At 70.7% G+C, this 17,586-nt stretch carries 16 protein-coding genes; 5 read left to right on the top strand and 11 right to left on the bottom strand.

The window, feature by feature from the left end:
• The first annotated feature begins 184 nt into the window (after positions 1–184).
• A complete protein-coding gene (locus ASD21_RS01105) occupies positions 185–1,372 on the top strand; it encodes an acyltransferase family protein (protein ID WP_056435457.1) in 1,188 nt (395 codons plus the stop codon).
• 194 nt (positions 1,373–1,566) lie between these two features.
• Here the strand turns inward: ASD21_RS01105 and ASD21_RS01100 are convergent, their stop codons facing one another.
• From ASD21_RS01100 to nadA, 7 genes are all read right to left on the bottom strand, one after another.
• Positions 1,567–2,055, bottom strand: coding sequence for a cytochrome P460 family protein (locus ASD21_RS01100; protein ID WP_082554579.1), 489 nt, complete (start codon positions 2,053–2,055; stop codon positions 1,567–1,569).
• A gap of 133 nt (positions 2,056–2,188) precedes the next feature.
• Entirely contained in the window at positions 2,189–2,656 is a 468-nt protein-coding gene (locus ASD21_RS01095; protein WP_235524817.1) for a hypothetical protein, read from the bottom strand.
• 20 nt (positions 2,657–2,676) lie between these two features.
• Entirely contained in the window at positions 2,677–3,270 is a 594-nt protein-coding gene (locus ASD21_RS01090) for a response regulator (protein ID WP_056435448.1), read from the bottom strand.
• A gap of 110 nt (positions 3,271–3,380) precedes the next feature.
• Positions 3,381–4,091, bottom strand: a complete 711-nt coding sequence (locus tag ASD21_RS01085) for a 2'-5' RNA ligase family protein (RefSeq protein ID WP_162250197.1) — start codon at positions 4,089–4,091, stop codon at positions 3,381–3,383.
• Positions 4,092–4,231: 140 nt separating this feature from the next.
• Complete coding sequence (gene nadC, locus ASD21_RS01080; protein ID WP_056435443.1) at positions 4,232–5,077, bottom strand: carboxylating nicotinate-nucleotide diphosphorylase; 846 nt, start codon at positions 5,075–5,077, stop codon at positions 4,232–4,234.
• Positions 5,074–6,615, bottom strand: a complete 1,542-nt coding sequence (locus tag ASD21_RS01075) for an L-aspartate oxidase (protein WP_056435440.1) — start codon at positions 6,613–6,615, stop codon at positions 5,074–5,076. The genes nadC and ASD21_RS01075 overlap by 4 nt, the downstream gene beginning before the upstream one ends.
• 73 nt (positions 6,616–6,688) lie before the next feature.
• Positions 6,689–7,786, bottom strand: a complete 1,098-nt coding sequence (gene nadA, locus ASD21_RS01070) for a quinolinate synthase NadA (RefSeq protein WP_056435437.1) — start codon at positions 7,784–7,786, stop codon at positions 6,689–6,691.
• 414 nt (positions 7,787–8,200) lie between these two features.
• Between nadA and ASD21_RS01065 the strand changes: the two genes are divergently transcribed.
• On the top strand, positions 8,201–8,812 hold the full coding sequence (locus ASD21_RS01065; protein WP_056435435.1) for an isochorismatase family protein: 612 nt from the start codon (positions 8,201–8,203) through the stop codon (positions 8,810–8,812).
• A 37-nt stretch (positions 8,813–8,849) separates the two neighbouring features.
• Here the strand turns inward: ASD21_RS01065 and ASD21_RS01060 are convergent, their stop codons facing one another.
• A complete protein-coding gene (locus tag ASD21_RS01060; RefSeq protein WP_327019748.1) occupies positions 8,850–11,159 on the bottom strand; it encodes a hybrid sensor histidine kinase/response regulator in 2,310 nt (769 codons plus the stop codon).
• A gap of 184 nt (positions 11,160–11,343) precedes the next feature.
• Here ASD21_RS01060 and ASD21_RS01055 point away from each other — a divergent pair, with 184 nt between their 5' ends.
• Together ASD21_RS01055 and ASD21_RS01050 are read left to right on the top strand one after the other, a co-directional pair.
• Positions 11,344–11,823 carry a Dps family protein gene (locus ASD21_RS01055; RefSeq protein ID WP_056436271.1) on the top strand — a complete coding sequence of 160 codons (480 nt, stop codon included), beginning with the start codon at positions 11,344–11,346 and terminating at the stop codon, positions 11,821–11,823.
• Between the two features lie 16 nt (positions 11,824–11,839).
• Complete coding sequence (locus ASD21_RS01050; protein ID WP_056435429.1) at positions 11,840–13,078, top strand: cell wall hydrolase; 1,239 nt, start codon at positions 11,840–11,842, stop codon at positions 13,076–13,078.
• A 19-nt stretch (positions 13,079–13,097) separates the two neighbouring features.
• Here ASD21_RS01050 and trxB read toward each other — a convergent pair whose 3' ends face one another.
• Positions 13,098–14,105, bottom strand: coding sequence for a thioredoxin-disulfide reductase (trxB, locus tag ASD21_RS01045; RefSeq protein ID WP_056435427.1), 1,008 nt, complete (start codon positions 14,103–14,105; stop codon positions 13,098–13,100).
• A 303-nt stretch (positions 14,106–14,408) separates the two neighbouring features.
• On the opposite strand from trxB, the gene pseI reads away from it, so the two are divergent.
• Positions 14,409–15,464 (top strand): pseudaminic acid synthase, encoded by a 1,056-nt coding sequence (gene pseI / locus ASD21_RS01040; RefSeq protein ID WP_056435424.1) that lies wholly within the window; start codon positions 14,409–14,411, stop codon positions 15,462–15,464.
• 136 nt (positions 15,465–15,600) lie between these two features.
• On the opposite strand, the gene ASD21_RS01035 is transcribed toward pseI, so the two are convergent.
• Both ASD21_RS01035 and pseG read right to left on the bottom strand, forming a co-directional pair.
• Positions 15,601–16,455, bottom strand: a complete 855-nt coding sequence (locus tag ASD21_RS01035; RefSeq protein ID WP_056435421.1) for an SDR family NAD(P)-dependent oxidoreductase — start codon at positions 16,453–16,455, stop codon at positions 15,601–15,603.
• Positions 16,456–16,502: 47 nt separating this feature from the next.
• Positions 16,503–17,570: a UDP-2,4-diacetamido-2,4,6-trideoxy-beta-L-altropyranose hydrolase gene (pseG, locus tag ASD21_RS01030; RefSeq protein ID WP_056435418.1), complete on the bottom strand. Its 1,068-nt coding sequence runs from the start codon at positions 17,568–17,570 to the stop codon at positions 16,503–16,505.
• Positions 17,571–17,586: the final 16 nt, after the last annotated feature.

The raw sequence follows: 17,586 nt of genomic DNA, 5'->3' as shown, positions 1-17,586 counted from the left end.
TACTGTACAAGTTACAGATAGGATGCGGCGCGACCGTTTCAACGGCGGCGGGGTGGATGGACAGCAGGGGGATGGAGAGAGGGCGGCCATTTGGCCACAGCCGGGCGGCCGCGTCGCGGTGTCGCGTCTTCGTCCGCCGCGCGTGCTTTCCCCCGAGGCCGGGCTTTGTTAAGCCACGAACGTTGTGAACGTACCCGTCCTTCCCCCTGTCCCGACCGACGAGGTCTCGTCCTCGATCGTTCCGTCGGCCGTATCCGCCCATGGGCATGGAACGGCGCTCGCGGCGCGGATCGCCACGCGCGGCGGCGCGCTGGATCTGCTGCGGCTGCTCGCCTCGCTGCTGATCGTCATCTACCACTACGGGGCCGAGGGCCCGATGCGCATCGAGCGCTTCGGCCAGGTGTTCTCGCGCGGCTTCCTGGCCACCGACTTCTTCCTGATGCTGTCGGGCTATGTGCTGGGCCGGGCCTACGGCGCCTCGACCCTGACCGGGCGGATCAGCCACGGCCGCTTCTGGGTGCGCCGGGTCGGGCGGGTCTGGCCGGGGCACCTGATCGTGCTGGCCATGATGGCCGCCCTGGTGCTGGTGCTGAACGCGATCGGCACCGACGCCCACAAGCCCTCGCGCTTCGCCTGGGACCAACTGCCGGTCCAGGCCCTGCTGGTCCACGCCTGGGGCTTCAACAGCGACGGCTGGAACCTGCCCAGCTGGTCGCTGTCGGCGCTGGTGGTCTGTTATGCGGTGTTCCCCTGGCTGTGGCGGGCGGCCGACAAGGTTCGCCATCCGTGGATCCTGCCGCTGGTCGGGGCCCTGGCCTTCGCCGCCTGCGAGGGGGTGGCCCGCGTGGTGTTCCACCACGCCCTGTCGGACCTGCAGTTCCGGTTCGGCGTCGTGCGGGCCCTGCCGCTGTTCCTGCTGGGCGTCTGCCTGGCGCGGGCGGTCGAGATGAACTGGCCGTCGGAGCGGGCGGCCAAGGTCCTGCTGATCGGCGGCTGCGTCGTCCTGACGGCCATGCAGCCGCTGGACCGCTACGCCCTGCCCGACGAGCTGATCTTCGACATCCCCTGCCTGATCGCCATCGCCGCCATCGTGCTGGGAGCGGGCCGCCTGCCGGTCCACCATCCAAAGGCCTGGATCGAGGAGGGCGCCAAGCTGTCGTTCGCCCTGTTCATCACCCACATCCTGGTGGGGGTGATCTACTGGAGCGCGGTGCACAAGCTGATCGAGACCGTGCCGATCGGCATCGGCTGGCAATGGCTGATGTGGCTGGCCTCGTTCCCGATCGCCATCGGCGCGGCCTGGCTGTTCCATACCTATGTCGACCAGCCGCTGCAGGATCGGCTGGCGCCGTGGCTGCGGGGGAAGCGGTAGGGCCTACGCCCCTCTCCATTTCACATCGTCATCCCGGGCCTTGTGCCCGGGACCCCTGGTTCAGCCCGCAAGTGAAGAGCAATGGCGCGCCGGCGCGCCACCCTCCCGCACCTGCGGCGGACAGAGGGGTTCCGGGCACAAGGCCCGGAATGACGGATGAATTGGGAGGTGAGAGGGCCAGACTAGCCCGAGGCTCAATCCCGCAAGCCGCTGAACACATAGTCCCGCGCCTGGACCCGCTCGTGGCACGCGTGGCAGGCGGCGGCCATTCCGGGGCGGGGCGCGCGCTCGCCGGCCGCGAACTCGGCATAGCCCCAGCCGCCCGTCCGCGCGAACCGCCGGCTGTCCTTGACCATCACGTCGACGTGCCGCCGCGGGCCCTGGGCGGTGACGTCGCCGCCGCGGTCGACCGCCTCGAACAGGTCGTAGACCAGCACCGCGCCGTCGGGGAACCGCCCGGCCTTGTAGCCTCGCAGCGCCGCCGGATTGGCGTAGATGTGGTGAAATCCGCCGTTGGCCGCGTAGGCCGGGGCGTGAGGGCCGATCAGACCGGTGGAGACGTGCCGCCAGTCGCGATAGCCGTCGGGAAAGTCCGGGATGGGCGCCGGCGCGTCGGCGCCCATCAGGCCGAACGCCGCCAGGGCGATGATCAGGCGGCCCATCCGAACGCTTGGCGTCCTCATGCCGGGTTCCTCCGCGTCGACAGGACGGTCGCACGGGCCGGCCCGGCCCGCGACCGGCCGTCTGCGAAGCGCGGTCGGGATGCGGCGAAACGCGGCGGCGCGGACCTCGCCTGTCAGGCGGCGGCGCCGAGGATCAGTCGTCTCGGGAGGCGGCGTTTTGCGCCGCGTTTTCGCCGCGATGCTTTTCCAGCACGCTGGCCAGACCCTGCAGGATGGGGGTCTGGAGCGTGGGATCGGCGGGCGCGCGATGCAGCAGCTTGATCGTGGCGATGTGCACCTTGATCCCGGCCAGGACCGAGGGGGTCAGGCTGTCGGCCTCGTCGAGCAGGTTGCACAGCGACCAGGCGGCGATCTGGACGGCCTCGTTGCGCTCGGCGCCGCTGAGGCTGACGATGTCGCCGGCCCGAGCGTACAGGTTCTCGAGCAGGCCCGCCCCGTCGAGACCGGAGGCCAGCAAGGTGTCGAAGGCGGCGATATAGTCGTCGATCCCGACCAGCGATGGTTCGCGCAGGGTCTCCATCGTCGCGTCGGCGCGCTTGAGGGCCTCGGCCACGTACATGCCGCCCTTCCGGGTCATCAACTGGCCCAGGCGGGGTTTCATGCGGCTTTTTTTGACGTGGCTCATGCGATCGACTTCATAGGCTTAATCAAGGCGTCCAACTCATCCTGGGACATATTCTGGCCGTCGGGCTGGCCCAGTTCAATCGACTGATCGTCGCGGCGCCGGCCGTCCGGGAACTCCACGGGCGGGCCCTGATTGCGCCAGCGCCGGTCGGGGCCGATGTAGCTGTCGCACTCGATGAACATCCGGTCGCCCCGCGCGACCCAGAGGATGCGCTCCAGCATGATGGTCGGCGAGATCGGCTTGGTGACGATGAAATTGGCGCCGCAGTCCCGGGCCTTCTCGACCTGGCTCTGACGGGTGTGGGAGGTGACGATGATCACCGGCGTCATGCGATTGGCCTCGTCGGCCTCGCGGCGCAGCCAGCGGGTCAGGTCATAGCCGTCCATCTCGGGCAGGGCGCCGTTGGCCAGGATCAGGTCGAAGGCGTGATGCTTCAGCTCTTCCTGGGCTTCCTTGCCGTCGGTCTTGCGCACGAGATTGCGCAGGCCAAAGCTGGTCAGCACGCCGACCAGGATGTCGAGCGACTGTTGATTGTCGTCGACGACCAACGCCTTGGCCTTGTCCAGATTGATGTACTGACTTGGCAGCAAGACCCCGACGCGCTCCGCCCCTGTCCCGCGACGTGCTGGGACCGTCAAGCTATGCCCGAGGACGGTTAAGAAACCGCTGTCGACCGGCCTGTTGAGGCGGAGTGTCGCGGCTAGGGCCGAGGCGTCGCGGACCAGACTCGCAGGTTCTTGGCGGCCGAGCCGAACGGGCCCAACTGATAGACCGCCCCGCCGGCCGGCGAGAACGCGAAGGGCTCGAACGGTTCGGCGATCATCGCGTCGAGATAGGCGGTCGGGGCGACGCCGGTGCTGACGTGCGGATTGAAATGCTCGCCGGCCTGCTTGGGCACGAAGGTCCCGACATAGTCGATCAGCAGCGCGTCGCTGGCGGCGTCGTCATGCGCGGCGGTGAACGCCGCGATTGTCCCCGTCTCGACGGTGAACGGCGCGACGGCCGCGATCAGGCTCCGCTGCAGCGCCTTTAGCTCCGGGCTCGGCTCCACGACGATGCCCGCCACGCCGACCTGGCCGCCCGGCGCGTAATAGCACCTGACGGCCCTTAACCGCATGGCCGACACGTCGGCGTCCGCGAAGACCTTGCCGGCGGCGGCGTAGACGCGGGGCAGGTCCTTCGTCCGCACGAAGCGCTGCACCAGCGTGATATGCGGTCGATGCGCCTCATCCAGCGCGAAGCTCTTCGGGAAGGTTTGCCGTAAACGCGCGTTGTCGGCTTCCGCCCGCCGGACCATCGTCGCGTCCGGCTCAAGCAGGATATCGATCGCCGTCACCGACGGGGGCGTCGACGCCATAGCGGGGCCGGCGAAGGCCGCCAGCGCCAAACCGACCAGGCCGGCGCCGAGCATGACCGAGGGCTTCATCGGATCCCATTCCTGTTGCGCGGGAAGACCTGGCCCGCGGACGCGGTCACGGCGCTCGCGCGAGCAGGACGGTAGGGGGTCGGGTCGTGCGTTCCTATCCGCAGAAACCCTGGCGGCGGAGCCCGTCAGGCCGCGTCCAGGCCGATGTCCATGACCAGGGCCGAGTGGGTCAGGGCGCCGACGCTGATCACGTCGACCCCGGTCTCGGCGATGGCCCGCACGGTGGTCAGGTTGACCCCGCCCGAGGCCTCCAACACCGCGCGGCCCTTGGCCAGGGCGACGGCGGTCTTCAGGTCGTCGAGGCTGAAATTGTCGAGCATGACCACGTCGGGGTGGTGCCTGAGGGCGTCCTCCAGTTGATCGAGCCCATCGACTTCCACTTCGACCTTGACCAGGTGGCCAGCGAAGGCCCGGGCCCGGCGGACGGCTTCGCCCACCCCGCCGCAGGCGGCGACGTGGTTGTCCTTGATCAGGATGGCGTCGTCGAGGCCGAAGCGGTGGTTGATCCCGCCGCCGCAGCGCACGGCGTACTTCTCCAGGGCCCGCAGGCCCGGCGTGGTCTTGCGGGTGTCGACGATGGTCGCCCCCGTGCCCTCGACCAGGCGGACATAGGCGCGGGTCAGGGTGGCGATCCCCGACAGCTTGCCCAGCAGATTCAGGCCGGTGCGCTCGGCGGCCAGCACGGCGCGGGCGTTGCCCTCGGCGCGGGCCAGGATCGCGCCGGCGGCGGCGTCGGCGCCGTCGCGGGTGACGACCTGGAACCTGGCCGTCGGGTCCAGGGCGGCCAGGGCCAGGCGGGCGCAGGACAGGCCGGCCACCCGGCCGTCCTGGCGCGCGGCCCAGACCACCGACAGGCGGGCGTCGGCGTCGATGCAGGCCTGGGCGGTGATGTCGCCGGCCCGGCCGAGGTCCTCGGCCAGCGCCATCTCGATGATCGGGCGGACCAGCAGGTCGTCGAGGGGCGTGATCATTCGGCGGCGTAGCGGACCGCGCGGCCCGCTTCCTGGTCTTGCAGGGTGACGAAGGTTCTTTCCGGCAGGGCCGTGGCGGGGAAGTCGGCGCGGAAATGGCCGCCTCGGCTTTCCGGCCGGGCCAGGGCGGCGCGGACGATCAGCTGGGCGGCGACCAGGGTCGGGGCGGGGCCGTGGGCGGCTTCCAGGGCGTCCAGCACCCCGACCAGGCGGGACAGGCCCTCGGCGTCGCGGATCACCCCGGCGTCGCGGCTCATGGCCTGGCGCAGGATCTGGAGCGCGGCGTCGGGCAGGTCGGGCGTGGGCGTAGCCGCCAGCGGCGGCTCACCGCCAAGCTCAAGACCCCGCGCCGCGCGGCCGGCGCGGGCCCCGAACACGGCGGCCTCCAGCAGGCTGTTCGACGCCAGGCGGTTGGCGCCGTGCACGCCGGTGCTGGCGCACTCGCCGGCGGCCAGCAGGCCCGCCAGGCTGGTGCGGCCGTCCAGGTCCGTGGCCACGCCGCCCATGTGGTAGTGCACGGCCGGGGTCACCGGGATCGGCTGGACGCGCGGGTCGACGCCGGCGCTGATGCAGGCGGCGAACACGGCCGGGAACTCGTGCGGGAAGTGCGCGCCCACCGCCGCCGTGGCGTCCAGGAACGCCCCGCGGCCCGCCGCGCGCTCGGCGTGGATGGCGCGGGCCACCACGTCGCGCGGAGCCAGCTCGCGGGCCGGATGGTAGTCGGCCATGAAGGCGCGGCCGGTCTTGTCGCCCAAGGGGGCGTTACGAAGGATCGCCCCCTCGCCGCGCAGGGCCTCGGTGGCCAGGGGGGCGGGGTCGCGGCCGATGTCGATGGCCGTGGGGTGGAACTGCACGAACTCCGGATCGGCGATCTCGGCGCCGGCCAGGGCGGCCAGGCCCAGACCCTCGCCGCGCACCTGGGCCGGAGTGGTGGTGACGGCGTAGAGGCCGCCGACCCCGCCGGTCGCCAGGATCACGGCGGGCGCGAGGATCCGGGTCAGGACGCCGTCGATCTCGGCGATCAGTCCGACCACGCGGCCGGTCTCGTCCTGGAGCAGCCGTCGGGCGCGGGCGTTCTCGCGGATCTCGATGGTCGGCGCGGCGCGGACGGCGGCGATGACCGCGGCCATGATCGCCGCCCCGGCCCCGTCGCCGCCGACCCGGGCGACCCGGGCCTTGCCGTGGGCGGCCTCCAGGCTGAGCACGAACCCGCCGTCGGCCTGGCGGTCGAAGGGCGCGCCCAGGGCGGCCAGGGCGCGGACGGCGGCGGGGCCTTCGGTGGTCAGCAGCGCGACGGCGGCCGGATCGCACAACCCGGCGCCGGCCGCGATGGTGTCGGCGGCGTGCAGGGCCGGGGCGTCCTCGTCCGACAGGGCCGCGGCCATGCCGCCCTGGGCCCAGGCGCTGGAGCAGCCGGTGGCCAGCGGCGTCGGCGACAGCACCAGCGCCTTGCGCGGGGCAGCGGCAAGGGCGGCGGTCAGGCCCGCCAGGCCCGCCCCGAGGATCACGGGGCCGTCGAAGGTGATGCGGTCGGTCATTGCACACTCCACTCCCTTCCGGATACGCGGGAAGGGCCGGGAACTTGGGGACGCGAACGAGGCGAAAACGGGTCTAGATCAGCTCCACGTCCACATGATGCCTGGCCTTGACCAGGTCGTAGCGGGCGGGGACGGTCGGCGGCGGCAGGTCGATCATCCGTTGCACGGCCAGCTTGGCGCGGATCTGGACGCTGGGATCGACCGTCACCTCGTACTGGTCGTACAGCAGGGCGTCGTGGATGTTCCGCAGGCTGATCCGCTTCATGTGCGGACACAGGTTGCAGGGGCCGATGAACTGGGTGCCCGGCGACTCCGCCTGGACGTTGGAGGCCATCGAGCACTCGGTGATCAGCACCACCTGCTTGGGCTTCCTCAGCGCCACGTAGTCGTTCATCGCCGCGGTCGAGCCGGCGAAGTCGGCGGCTTCCAGGATCTCGGTCGGGCACTCGGGGTGGGCCAGGATCTCGGCGCCCGGATAGGCCGCGCGCATGTCGGCGATGTCGCCGGCGGTGAAGCGCTCGTGCACCTCGCAGCGGCCGGCCCAGGCGATGATCTTGACGCTGGTCTGGCGCGCGACGTTGCGGGCCAGGAACTCGTCGGGGATCAGGATCACCTTGTCGACGCCCCATTCGCGGGCCGCCCACTCCACCACCTGCACGGCGTTGGCGCTGGTGCAGCAGATGTCGGTCTCGGCCTTCACGTCGGCGGTGGTGTTGACATAGGTGACCACCGGGATGCCCGGGTGGCGGGCCTTGATCAGCCGCACGTCGGCGCCGGTGATCGAGGAGGCGAGCGAGCAGCCGGCCCGCAGGTCGGGGATCAGCACGCGCTTCTCGGGGGCCAGCACCTTGCTGGTCTCGGCCATGAAGTGCACGCCGGCTTGAACGATCACGGCCGCGTCGCACTTGGCCGCCTCGCGGGCCAGGGCCAGGCTGTCGCCGACGAAGTCGCCGACGCCATGGAAGATCTCGGGCGTCATGTAGTTGTGGGCCAGGATGACGGCGTTCTTCTCGCGCTTGAGCCGGTTGATCTCGGCGATCAGCGGCGCGTGGAGCTGCCATTCCAGAGGCGTCACGTGATGCTTCACCTTGTCCCACAACGGCGCGGTCGCCGCTTCGACGTCGGGGGTGAAGAGCAGAGGCGCCGGGGGGGACGCGAAGCCGTCGGCCATGTGATCCTCTCTTATGCTCAAACTGAGCATTTCCAGGGCCTCAAAAAACGCCGGAAACGGAGGATAAATCGTTAAGTCCCGCTCCGACGTCGCCCCTTATGCTGAAATTGAGCAAAAGGGATGGATCACATATAGACCTTCCGGGACAGATTGCAAAGCGGCGGCGTCAAATTCCGTGTTCGGCCTGGTGGAGCGGCCGGTCCGACGATGCGGCCTCGCTGTCCGCCATGCCCCCGGGCCATCGTCGCGGCCGGATGGGACTAAAGCCGCCGGTATCGTGCAAGTCCCATCGCCGCCGGGGGCGCAAAGTTGGCCCCTGATCGCCTGCATCAGCGGCGTCGGGCCTGCCGGATCCCGCCGGACGCCGACTCCCAGGCCCGGCGGACCCTCTCACGCCCAACCCCGGAGACACTCATGGCTTCGCCCCGCACCATCCGCGATCCGTTGACCGACCGACTGCTCACGCCGCACAACGCCGCCCTGGTGATCATCGACTTCCAGCCTGTCCAGGTCGCCTCCATTGTCTCCATGGAGCGGCGGCAGCTGGTCGCCAACGTCGTGGCCGTCGCCAAGGCCGCCAGCCTCTACGGCCTGCCGATCGTGCTCTCGACCGTCAACGTCGCCACGGGGCGAAATCAGCCGACCATCCGGCAACTGACCGAGATCCTGGGAGGCGTCGAGGCCATCGACCGCACCTCGATCAACGCCTGGGAGGACGTGGATTTCGTGGCCGCGGTGAAGGCAACGGGCCGGCGCAAGCTGATCATGGTCGCCCTCTGGACCGAAGTCTGCCTGGTCTTTCCCGCCCTCGACGCGCTTCGGGAAGGCTATGAGGTCTTCCACGTGGTGGACGCCGTGGCCGGCACGTCGGAGGAGGCTCATCGCGCCGGTCTGGAGCGAATTGCCCAAGCGGGCGGACAGCCGATCACATGGATTCAATTGGCGTGCGAGCTGCAGCGCGATTGGGCGCGGGAAGAGACGGTCGCCGGGTTCTCCGAGATCGTCTTCGCCTCCATCCATCCCTGAGCCTGGCGCGGCCGTCGAGGGGCGAATGGCGACCCGCCTAGACCTTCGCCTTGCCCTTCTTGACCGTCACCGGCGCGTGGCGGTCCCACGCGTCCGCCATCGCCTGGGCCAGGGCGTCCAGGGCGTAGGGCTTGCGCAGCAGGGGCCAGGGGGTCTCGTTGGCGCGCATCAGGTCCTGGCCCGTGTAGCCCGAGGTGAGCAGGATCGGCAGTTCCGGCCGCTCGCTGGCCAGGATGACGGCCAGGTCGACCCCGCTCTTGCCGCCCGGCATGATCACGTCGGTGATCACCAGGCCCAGGGTCGGATCGCCGCGGGCGATGGCCAGGGCCTCGTCGGCGGTGGCGGCGCGGCTGACCATGTGGCCCAGTTCGTCGATCATCGCCGCGATCAGGTCGCCGACCTCGACGTCGTCCTCGACCAGCAGCACGTGGGAGCTGGCGCGGGTGGCCGGCGGCCGGACGGCCAGCACCTCGACCGGCGAGAAGGCCTCGCGCACCGGCAGCAGCATGGACACGCTGGTGCCCTTGCCCAGCTCGGACTCGATGGTCACCTCACCGCCGCTCTGGCGCACGAAGCCGTAGACTTGCGACAGGCCCAGGCCCGTGCCCTTGCCGATCGCCTTGGTGGTGTAGAACGGCTCGAAGGCCCGCTCCAGGGTCTCGGCGTCCATGCCCTCGCCGGTGTCGACGACGGCGACGCGCAGATAGCGGCCGGCGGGCAGTTCGCGCTGGGGCTCGGCCAGATCGACGCCTTGCGAGGCGACGGTGATCTTGCCGCCGCCCGGCGTGGCGTCGCGGGCGTTGACCACCAGGTTCAGCAGGGCGGCCTCGAACTGGCCGGAGTCGGTCAGGGTGGTGCGGCCCCCGGCCTTCAGGTCCAAGGTCAGGTCCACGCCTTCCCCGACCGCGCGGCGCAGCAGGCTCTCGCTGTCGGCGATCATCGCGTCGATCCGGCAGATCTCCGGGTTCAGCGGCTGGCGACGGGCGAAGGCCAGCAGGTGCTGGGTCAGCTTCTCGCCGCGCCGGGCCGCCGACTGGGCCGCGTTCAGCATGCGGTCGCGCCGCTTTTCGTCGTCCGGGTTGCGCTGCAGGACGTCCAGCGCGCCGATGATCACGGTCAGCAGGTTGTTGAAGTCGTGGGCGACCCCGCCGGTCAGCTGGCCGATCGCCTCCAGCTTCTGCGACTGGGTCAGGGCGGCCTGAGCGGCGTCGCGTTCGGACAGGGCCTCCTGCACGCGGTCGGCCAACAGTTCGTTGAGGCCGGTCAGCTTGACCTCGGCCTCCTTGGTGTCGGTGACGTCGAAGGCGATGCCGATGAAGCCGATGAACTCGCCCCCGGGTCCCAGGCGTGTCTGCGAGAACGACTTGAGCCAGCGCATCTGGCCGTCGGCCCGACGATAGCGGCCCTCCAGGCTGAACGGCCTCCGCGACGCCTCGCCGGCGATCTGGCCCTTGAGGATCTGGTTCAAGTCGTCGGCGTGCAGCCGCGAGCGCCAGTCCAGCACCAGGGCCTCGTCATAGCTCACCCCCGCGAAGGCGACATAGGCGTCGTTGACGAAGATCCGCACGCCGTCCTGGCCGCTGATCCACATCAGGGCGGGCGCGCTGTTGGCCAGGGCGCGGAACCGGGCCTCGCTCTCGCGCAGGCTCTCCTCGGCGCGGCGACGCTGGGTGACCTCGAAATTGACGCCGAGCATCCGCACGGCGCGGCCGTTCTCGTCGCGCACGACCTCGCCGCGGCCGTGGATCCAGCGTTCGCCGTCCGGATGGTCGATCAGCCGGAATTCGACCTCGTAGAGAGGGCCTTTCGTGACCGCCTCGCGGACCTTCTCGCGGACCATCTCGCGGTCGTCGGGATGGACGGTGGCCAGCAGGATGTCGGCGTCGACCGGCCCCTCGGGGGGCATGCGCAGGTTCTCGCGGGCCGTGGCCGACATCTTCATGCGGCCGTTCAGAAGGTCCCACTCCCACGGCCCGACGCCGGCGGCGGTCTGGGTGACGCGCAGGTGGGCCTCGGCGTGGGCGTAACGTTCGCGGGCCTGGGCCAGCTTGATCAGGCTGGCGCGCAGGGCCGAGGCCATGGCGGTGGTGATCAGCACGGACACCCCGTACAGCACCAAGCCGGCGGGCTCGATCTCGCCCAGCGGCCTGCCGCCGTGGGAGCCGCCCCACAGCATCCAGGCGAAGATCCCGCCCGCCACGATCGGCAGCAGGCTCCAGCGCCAGCCGGCATAGAGGGTGACCACGATGACGGCGGGGAAGAAGGTCAGGGTCGCGCCGACGCCGCTGGTCAGGCCCAGCATGGCGATTCTCAGGGCCATCGCCGCCAGGATCGCCGCCACGGTCACCAGGGCCGCCCGCCAGGCCGGCGGGGGGGAGCTTGGAACGAGCCATGCGCTGATCGCGTCCGGCGACGCACGCCGACGACCCGTCGCCGGTGGTTCTTCTGTCGTCATGGGCTCCAACGCGCACATACGTCTTGCCAAGAACATGGACACGCTTACCTAGGACACGCAACACGGGAGATTGATGATGGCTGCGAACCTGAACACCGGCTTCACGACGAAACAGCGCGCCGACATCGTCGCCGGCCTGAACAAGGTTCTGGCCGACAGCTACGCCCTGTATCTGAAGACCCACGGCTATCACTGGAACGTACGCGGTCCGAACTTCCAGGCGCTGCACGTGCTGCTGGAAGGTCAGTACACCGAGGCGTGGACGGCGCTTGACGCGATCGCCGAGCGAATTCGTGCGCTGGGCGAGTTGGCCCCCATGGGCTACGGCGCCTTCGGCAATCTCTCCAGCATCAAGGACGGCGACGCCGAGAAGGCGTGGGAAGACATGTTCCAGGAACTGCTGGCCGACAACCAGACCGTGATCGCCACCCTGCGCGACGCCTTCGCGGCGGCCGACGAGGCCGGCGACGAGGCCACCGCCGATCTCTACACCCAGCGCCTGGCGGCCCACGAGAAACACGCCTGGATGATCCGCTCCACGCTCGGCGGAAAGTGATCCGCTGGGTCCGCGCGTGCCCGGCCTAGATCGATATACGGTCATCGCGGCCGCCCAGGTGGTCTTGGCGTCGGGGGCGGTGGTCGCCCTCGGCGTGTTCTCCGCGTACGGGGCGGCCCAAGCCCCGGCCGACCCGGGGCGGACCGGCGCCCTGACCACGGTCGTGGAGACGCTGTCGGACGCGGGCCTGGCCCCCGCCCTGGCCAAGATGGACCCGGCGATGCTGGCCCTGGCCCGCCGCCACGATCCCCGGCCGCACAAGGACTATTGGGGACGGGCGCCAGGCTGGGAAAAGCTGGACCTGCACCTGATCCCCCGCCTGGGCGACCGCGAGCCGGACTTCGAGGAGGCCCGGGCGATCAACGGCTTCAAGGCCGCCTCGCCGCTGGCGCTGGAGCCGTCCCGGCCGTTCAAGCTGACGGGCGCCCAGTCGGAACGCGACAAGGCCCTGCACTGCATGACCCAGGCGGTCTATTTCGAGGCCGGCTTCGAACCGCTGGCGGGCCAGCAGGCCGTGGCCCAGACCGTGATCAACCGGGTGCGCCACCCGGGCTATCCCAAGTCGATCTGCGGCGTCATCTACGAGGGCGCCGCCCGGGGCACGGGCTGCCAGTTCAGCTTCACCTGCGACGGCTCGCTGGAGCGGGCGATCAGCCCGGTCATCTGGGCCAACGCCGAGATCGTCGCCAAGCGGGCCCTGGCCGGCTTCGTGATGAAGGACGTCGGGTCCGCCACCCACTACCACGCCGACTACGTCTATCCGTACTGGGCGCCGACCCTGGTCAAGCTGCGCACCCTGGGCGCCCACGTCTTCTATCGCTGGACCGGACCGTCGGGCGCCCAGAAGGCGTTCAAGGGGCGCTATTCGGGCGACGAGACCCTGTCGGCCGACATCCTGATGGGCGCCGATCCGCGCACGCTGGAAGCCGCGCCGCCGGGCTCGATGGCCGCCATGGCCGCGACGGGCGGAATCCTGCCGGTGGCGACCGGCGAGCCGGCCAAGATCGTCAGCCCCGAGGGCGTGGTCGAGATCCTGCCGCCGATGACCGGCGACCCCGGCGCGGCCATGCGCGGCGGCCGCCGCCTGCCGACGCCGGAAGAGATCGAGAAGATCAACAAGGCGCTGGGCGCGCTGGAGGCCCCGGTGGTCGACACCACGGTCAAGCCCGTCGAGGCCAATCAGCCGCCGCCTCCGCCGCCCCCGCCGCAGCGCAAGCCCAAGGAGCTGGTCGAGCCGCTGAACTGGGGCTTCTAGGGTCTGGAGCGGACCGGCCCTACCAGACGCCGATCTTCTCGGCCTCGTGGTGGCTGATCGGGTGGTGGGCCTTCTTGTGGTCTTCCTCGGCCAGGAAGCGCACGGCCTCCAGGGCGGCCATGCAGCCCATGCCGGCCGCGGTCACCGCCTGGCGGTAGATGTCGTCGGTGACGTCGCCGGCCGCGTAGACGCCGGCCACGGCGGTGGAGGTCGTGCCCGGCTTGACCGACAGATAGCCGCCGGCGTGGGTCTCCAGCTGGTCCTTGAACAGCTCCGACGACGGGGCGTGGCCGATGGCGATGAACACGCCGTCGCAGGCCACGTTCGTGGTCTCGCCGGTCTTGACGTTCTTCAGCCGCACGCCGGTGACGCCCATCGGATCGGAGTCGCCCAGGACCTCGTCGATGGCGCTGTCCCAGATCACCTCGATCTTGGGGTGGGCCATCAGGCGCTCCTGCAGGATCATCTCGGCCCGCAGCTCATCCTTGCGGTGGACGAGCGTGACCTTGCTGGCGAAGCTGGTCAGGAACAGGGCTTCCTCCACGGCGGTGTTGCCGCCGCCGACCACGACCACGTCCTTGTTGCGGTAGAAGAAGCCGTCGCAGGTGGCGCAGGCCGACACGCCGAAGCCCTGGAACTTGCTCTCGCTCTCCAGGCCCAGCCACTTGGCCTGGGCGCCGGTGGCGATGATCAGGGTTTCGGCGAACCAGTCCTGGCCGCTGTCGGTGGTGATGTGGAACGGGCGCTTGGACAGGTCGGCCGACAGCACGATGTCGCCGACGAACTCGGTGCCCACGTGCTCGGCCTGGGCCTTCATCTGATCCATCAGCCAGGGGCCCTGGATGACGTCGGCGAAGCCCGGATAGTTCTCGACGTCGGTGGTGATGGTCAGCTGGCCGCCCGGCTGGATGCCGGCGATCAGCACGGGCTTCAGCAGCGCGCGGGCGGCGTAGATGGCGGCGGTGTAGCCGGCGGGACCCGATCCAATGATCAGGCAACGGGTGTGGCGGGGTTCGGGAGTCGACATAGGCGCAGATATAGGGCCGATTCCGCTCGGGCGCGATGGCGTCCGGACGGTTTTGCGGACGGTTCTGGAGGGGGAAAGCGGTTCACCCACTTGCCCCCACCTGGCGGCCTCGCCGCCTGTCCGCCCCCATAGGGGGCGGAGGACGCGCACCGCGTCGGCGGCGGGCTCCTCTTCCCCCTATGGGGGAAGACGGTCGCGTAGCGACCCGTAGGGGGCAAGGGCGTGAGCCACGAAGAAAGGCGATCAACGCCTCGTCCACGATTTCAGGGTTAATATGGGCAAAAGCCCCACGAGCCCCCGCCCATGACCGCCCCCTTCATCGAGATCGCCGGCCGCAAGATCGGCGCTGATTTCGAGCCCTATGTGATCTGCGAACTGTCGGGCAACCACAACGGCAGCCTGGACCGCGCGCTGGAGATGGTCGACGCCGCCGTCGACACCGGCTGCGACGCCATCAAGCTGCAGACCTACACCGCCGACACCATCACGCTGGACGTCGACCGCCCCGAGTTCAAGATCCACGGCGGCCTGTGGGACGGGCGCAGCCTGCACGAGCTCTACCAGGAGGCCCAGACCCCCTACGAATGGCACGCGCCGATCTTCGAGCGGGCCGCCCAGCGGGGGGTGACGATCTTCTCCAGCCCGTTCGACGAGACCGCCGTCGACCTGTTGTCCGGCCTGGACGCCCCCGCCTACAAGATCGCCTCGTTCGAGGCCGTTGACCTGCCGCTGATCCGCTACGCCGCCCGCCAGGGCAAGCCGCTGATCATCTCGACGGGCATGGCCAACCTGGCGGAGATGCAGACCGCGCTGGACACCGCCCTGAGCGCCGGCGCGGCGGGCGTGCTGCTGCTGCACTGCGTGTCCGCCTATCCAGCCCAATTTGAAGATGCCAATCTTCGCACCATCGTCGACATGGCCGCGCGCTTCGGCTGCCCGATCGGCCTGTCGGACCACACCCCGGGCACGGCGGCCTCGGTGGCGGCGGTGTCGCTGGGGGCCTGCGCGGTCGAGAAGCACTTCACCCTGGCCAGGGCCGACGGCGGTCCCGACGCGGCCTTCAGCCTGGAGCCGGCCGAGTTCCGCGCCCTGGTCGACGACACCAAGAACGCCTGGAAGGCCCTGGGCGGCGTCAATTACGACCTGCTGGGCTCGGAACGCGGCAACCGCCAGTTCCGCCGCTCGCTGTACGTCACCGCCGACGTCGCGGCTGGCGAGACCCTGACCAAGGCCAATGTCCGCTCGGTCCGCCCCGGCAACGGCCTGCCGCCCGCCGACTACGAAGCCGTGCTGGGCAAGCCCGCCGCCCGCGCCCTGAAGCGCGGCGAGCCGCTGGCCTGGGACATGGTGGGGTCGTAGCGACCCCTCCCCCTGTGGGGGAGGCGGCCGAAGGCCGGTGGGGGGAGTCTTAGGGGCGTCGATCCGGGTTGTGGCCGCTTGCCGATCACTCCCCCCTCCGTCGGCTTCGCCGACACCTCCCCCAAAGGGGGAGGACCTAGGGCAGCAGCCCCAGCCGCTTGCCGACGATCCGGTCCAGGGACCGCTTGGGCAGGAGGTCGGCCATCAGCATCTGCATCGGCTGCGGGGTGATGGTGTAGCGGACCTTGGGCCTGGCGACGGTCAGGGCGGTGTGGACCGCCTCGCCGATCCGTTCGGGCGGCAGGCCCGACTTGCCGATCGACAGCATGTAGGCGCGCAGCCGGTCCAGGGCCGGGGCGTAGACCGTGTTGGCGTAGGCGGCGGTGTCGGTCTCGTCGGCCTTGTCCCAGATCGGCGTGGCCACCGCGCCCGGAGCGACCACGATCACGTCGACGCCGAACGGCAGCAGTTCGCGGCGCAGGGATTCCGACATCCCCTCCAGTCCGAACTTGCTGGTGCAGTAGGGGGCCATGAACGGGTTGGCGTTGCGGCCGCCGACCGAGCCGATGTTGACGATCCGGCCGGGCTTGCCCCCGGCCGGCTTCCGCGCCCCGACTAGGGGCGCGAAGGCCTGGGTGGCGATCACCACCCCGGTCAGGTTGACCTCCAGCTGCTTGCGCCACTCGTCGATCGGCAGATGCAGCAGCGGGCCGGCCACGGCGATGCCGGCGTTGTTGACCAGGCCGGCCAGGGGTCGCCCGTCCAGCGTGGCCTCGACCTTGCGCGCCGCCGCGCGCACGGCGACCTCGTCGGTGACATCGAAGAGCAGAGGGGTGACCTTGTCGCCGAACGCGGCGACCAACCGCTCGGCGTCGGCCGCCTTTCGCACGCTGCCGAACACGTGGAAGCCGCGCTGGGTCAGCACCTTGACCACGGCCCAGCCGATGCCGGTGGAGGCGCCGGTGACGACGACGGATTGGGTCTGGCTCATGCGTTCGCTCCCCTTGGTTACAGCCAAGATGGGATAGGTGAACGGCGTTATCCAGCCTTCTCCCGCGCGATCAGGTCCAGGAAATGCGCCGCCACCCGCGCCGCGCCGCGGCCGTCGCAGACCGCCGCCGAGGCGGCCGACAGGCGGTCCCGCAGCAGCGGGTCGGCCAGCAGCCGGGAAAAGGCGTCCGCGAAGGCCGCCTCGAAGTCCGGATCGGCGACGTCCAGGGCCAGGACGGCGTCGGCCCCGGCCAGGGCCTGGCTGGCCTCGCCCTGGTTGGCGGCCAGCACCAGCAGCAGGGTCGGCAGGGCCAGGACGCAGCGCTCCCAGCTGGTCGAGCCGCCGGCCCCGACGGCCAGGCCGGCCTCCAGCGTCAGACGCGGCATGTCCTGGCTGTCGACGTGCAGGGCCAGGCGCGGCTCGCGGGCGGCCAGGTCGCGCAGGCCCGGCAGGCTGGGGGCGCCGGCGCCGAGAACGACGTCCAGCACGGCCTCGCCGGTCCCCCTTTCCGTGAGGAGCGACAGCATCAGGTCCACGACCCGGCCGGTGATCCCGCCCACGTCGGTCAGGCCCAGCGACACCAGGACGCGGCGCACGGGCGGGGCGCCGGCCCGGCGGGCCAGGGCCGCCTTGCGCAGGGCCGCGAAGGCCGGGCGGACGGGGGCGTGGCTGGGGCCCAGCAGCAGTTCGGCGTGGGGCGGGACCAGGCCGTCATAGTCCGTCGCCTTGCGGGCCGGGCCGGAGTCCAGCACCAGGTCGGCGGCCAGGGGACGGTCGGCCAGGTCGTCGATGACCAGGGTGGGGCGGCCGCCGGCGATGGCGCGGTGGTCGGGGGCGGACAGGCCGTAGTGGTCGATGACCACGGCGTCGAAGGCCTGGGCCTGTTGCGCCGCGAACGCGGTCAGCTCGGCGGGGGCGGCCTCGTCCGTTGCGATCCGTGCGACGTCGGCGCCGAACGCGTCCAGCACCGTGGCCACCGCTGGCGTCGTGACGAAGACGCAGTTCGCGCCCGCGTCCTGCAGCGCCCGAGCCAGGGTCAGGCTGCGCATGACGTGCCCGCCGCCCACGCTGGGGCCGGCGTCGGTGATGAAGAGGATGCGGGACGGAGGGCTCATCACGGCCGTCTCCCTG

The organism is Caulobacter sp. Root1455, assembly GCF_001426905.1.
GTDB lineage: Bacteria > Pseudomonadota > Alphaproteobacteria > Caulobacterales > Caulobacteraceae > Caulobacter.
Note: the sequence above shows the minus strand (reverse complement) of the source record. Positions and strands in the feature narration are given on the sequence as shown.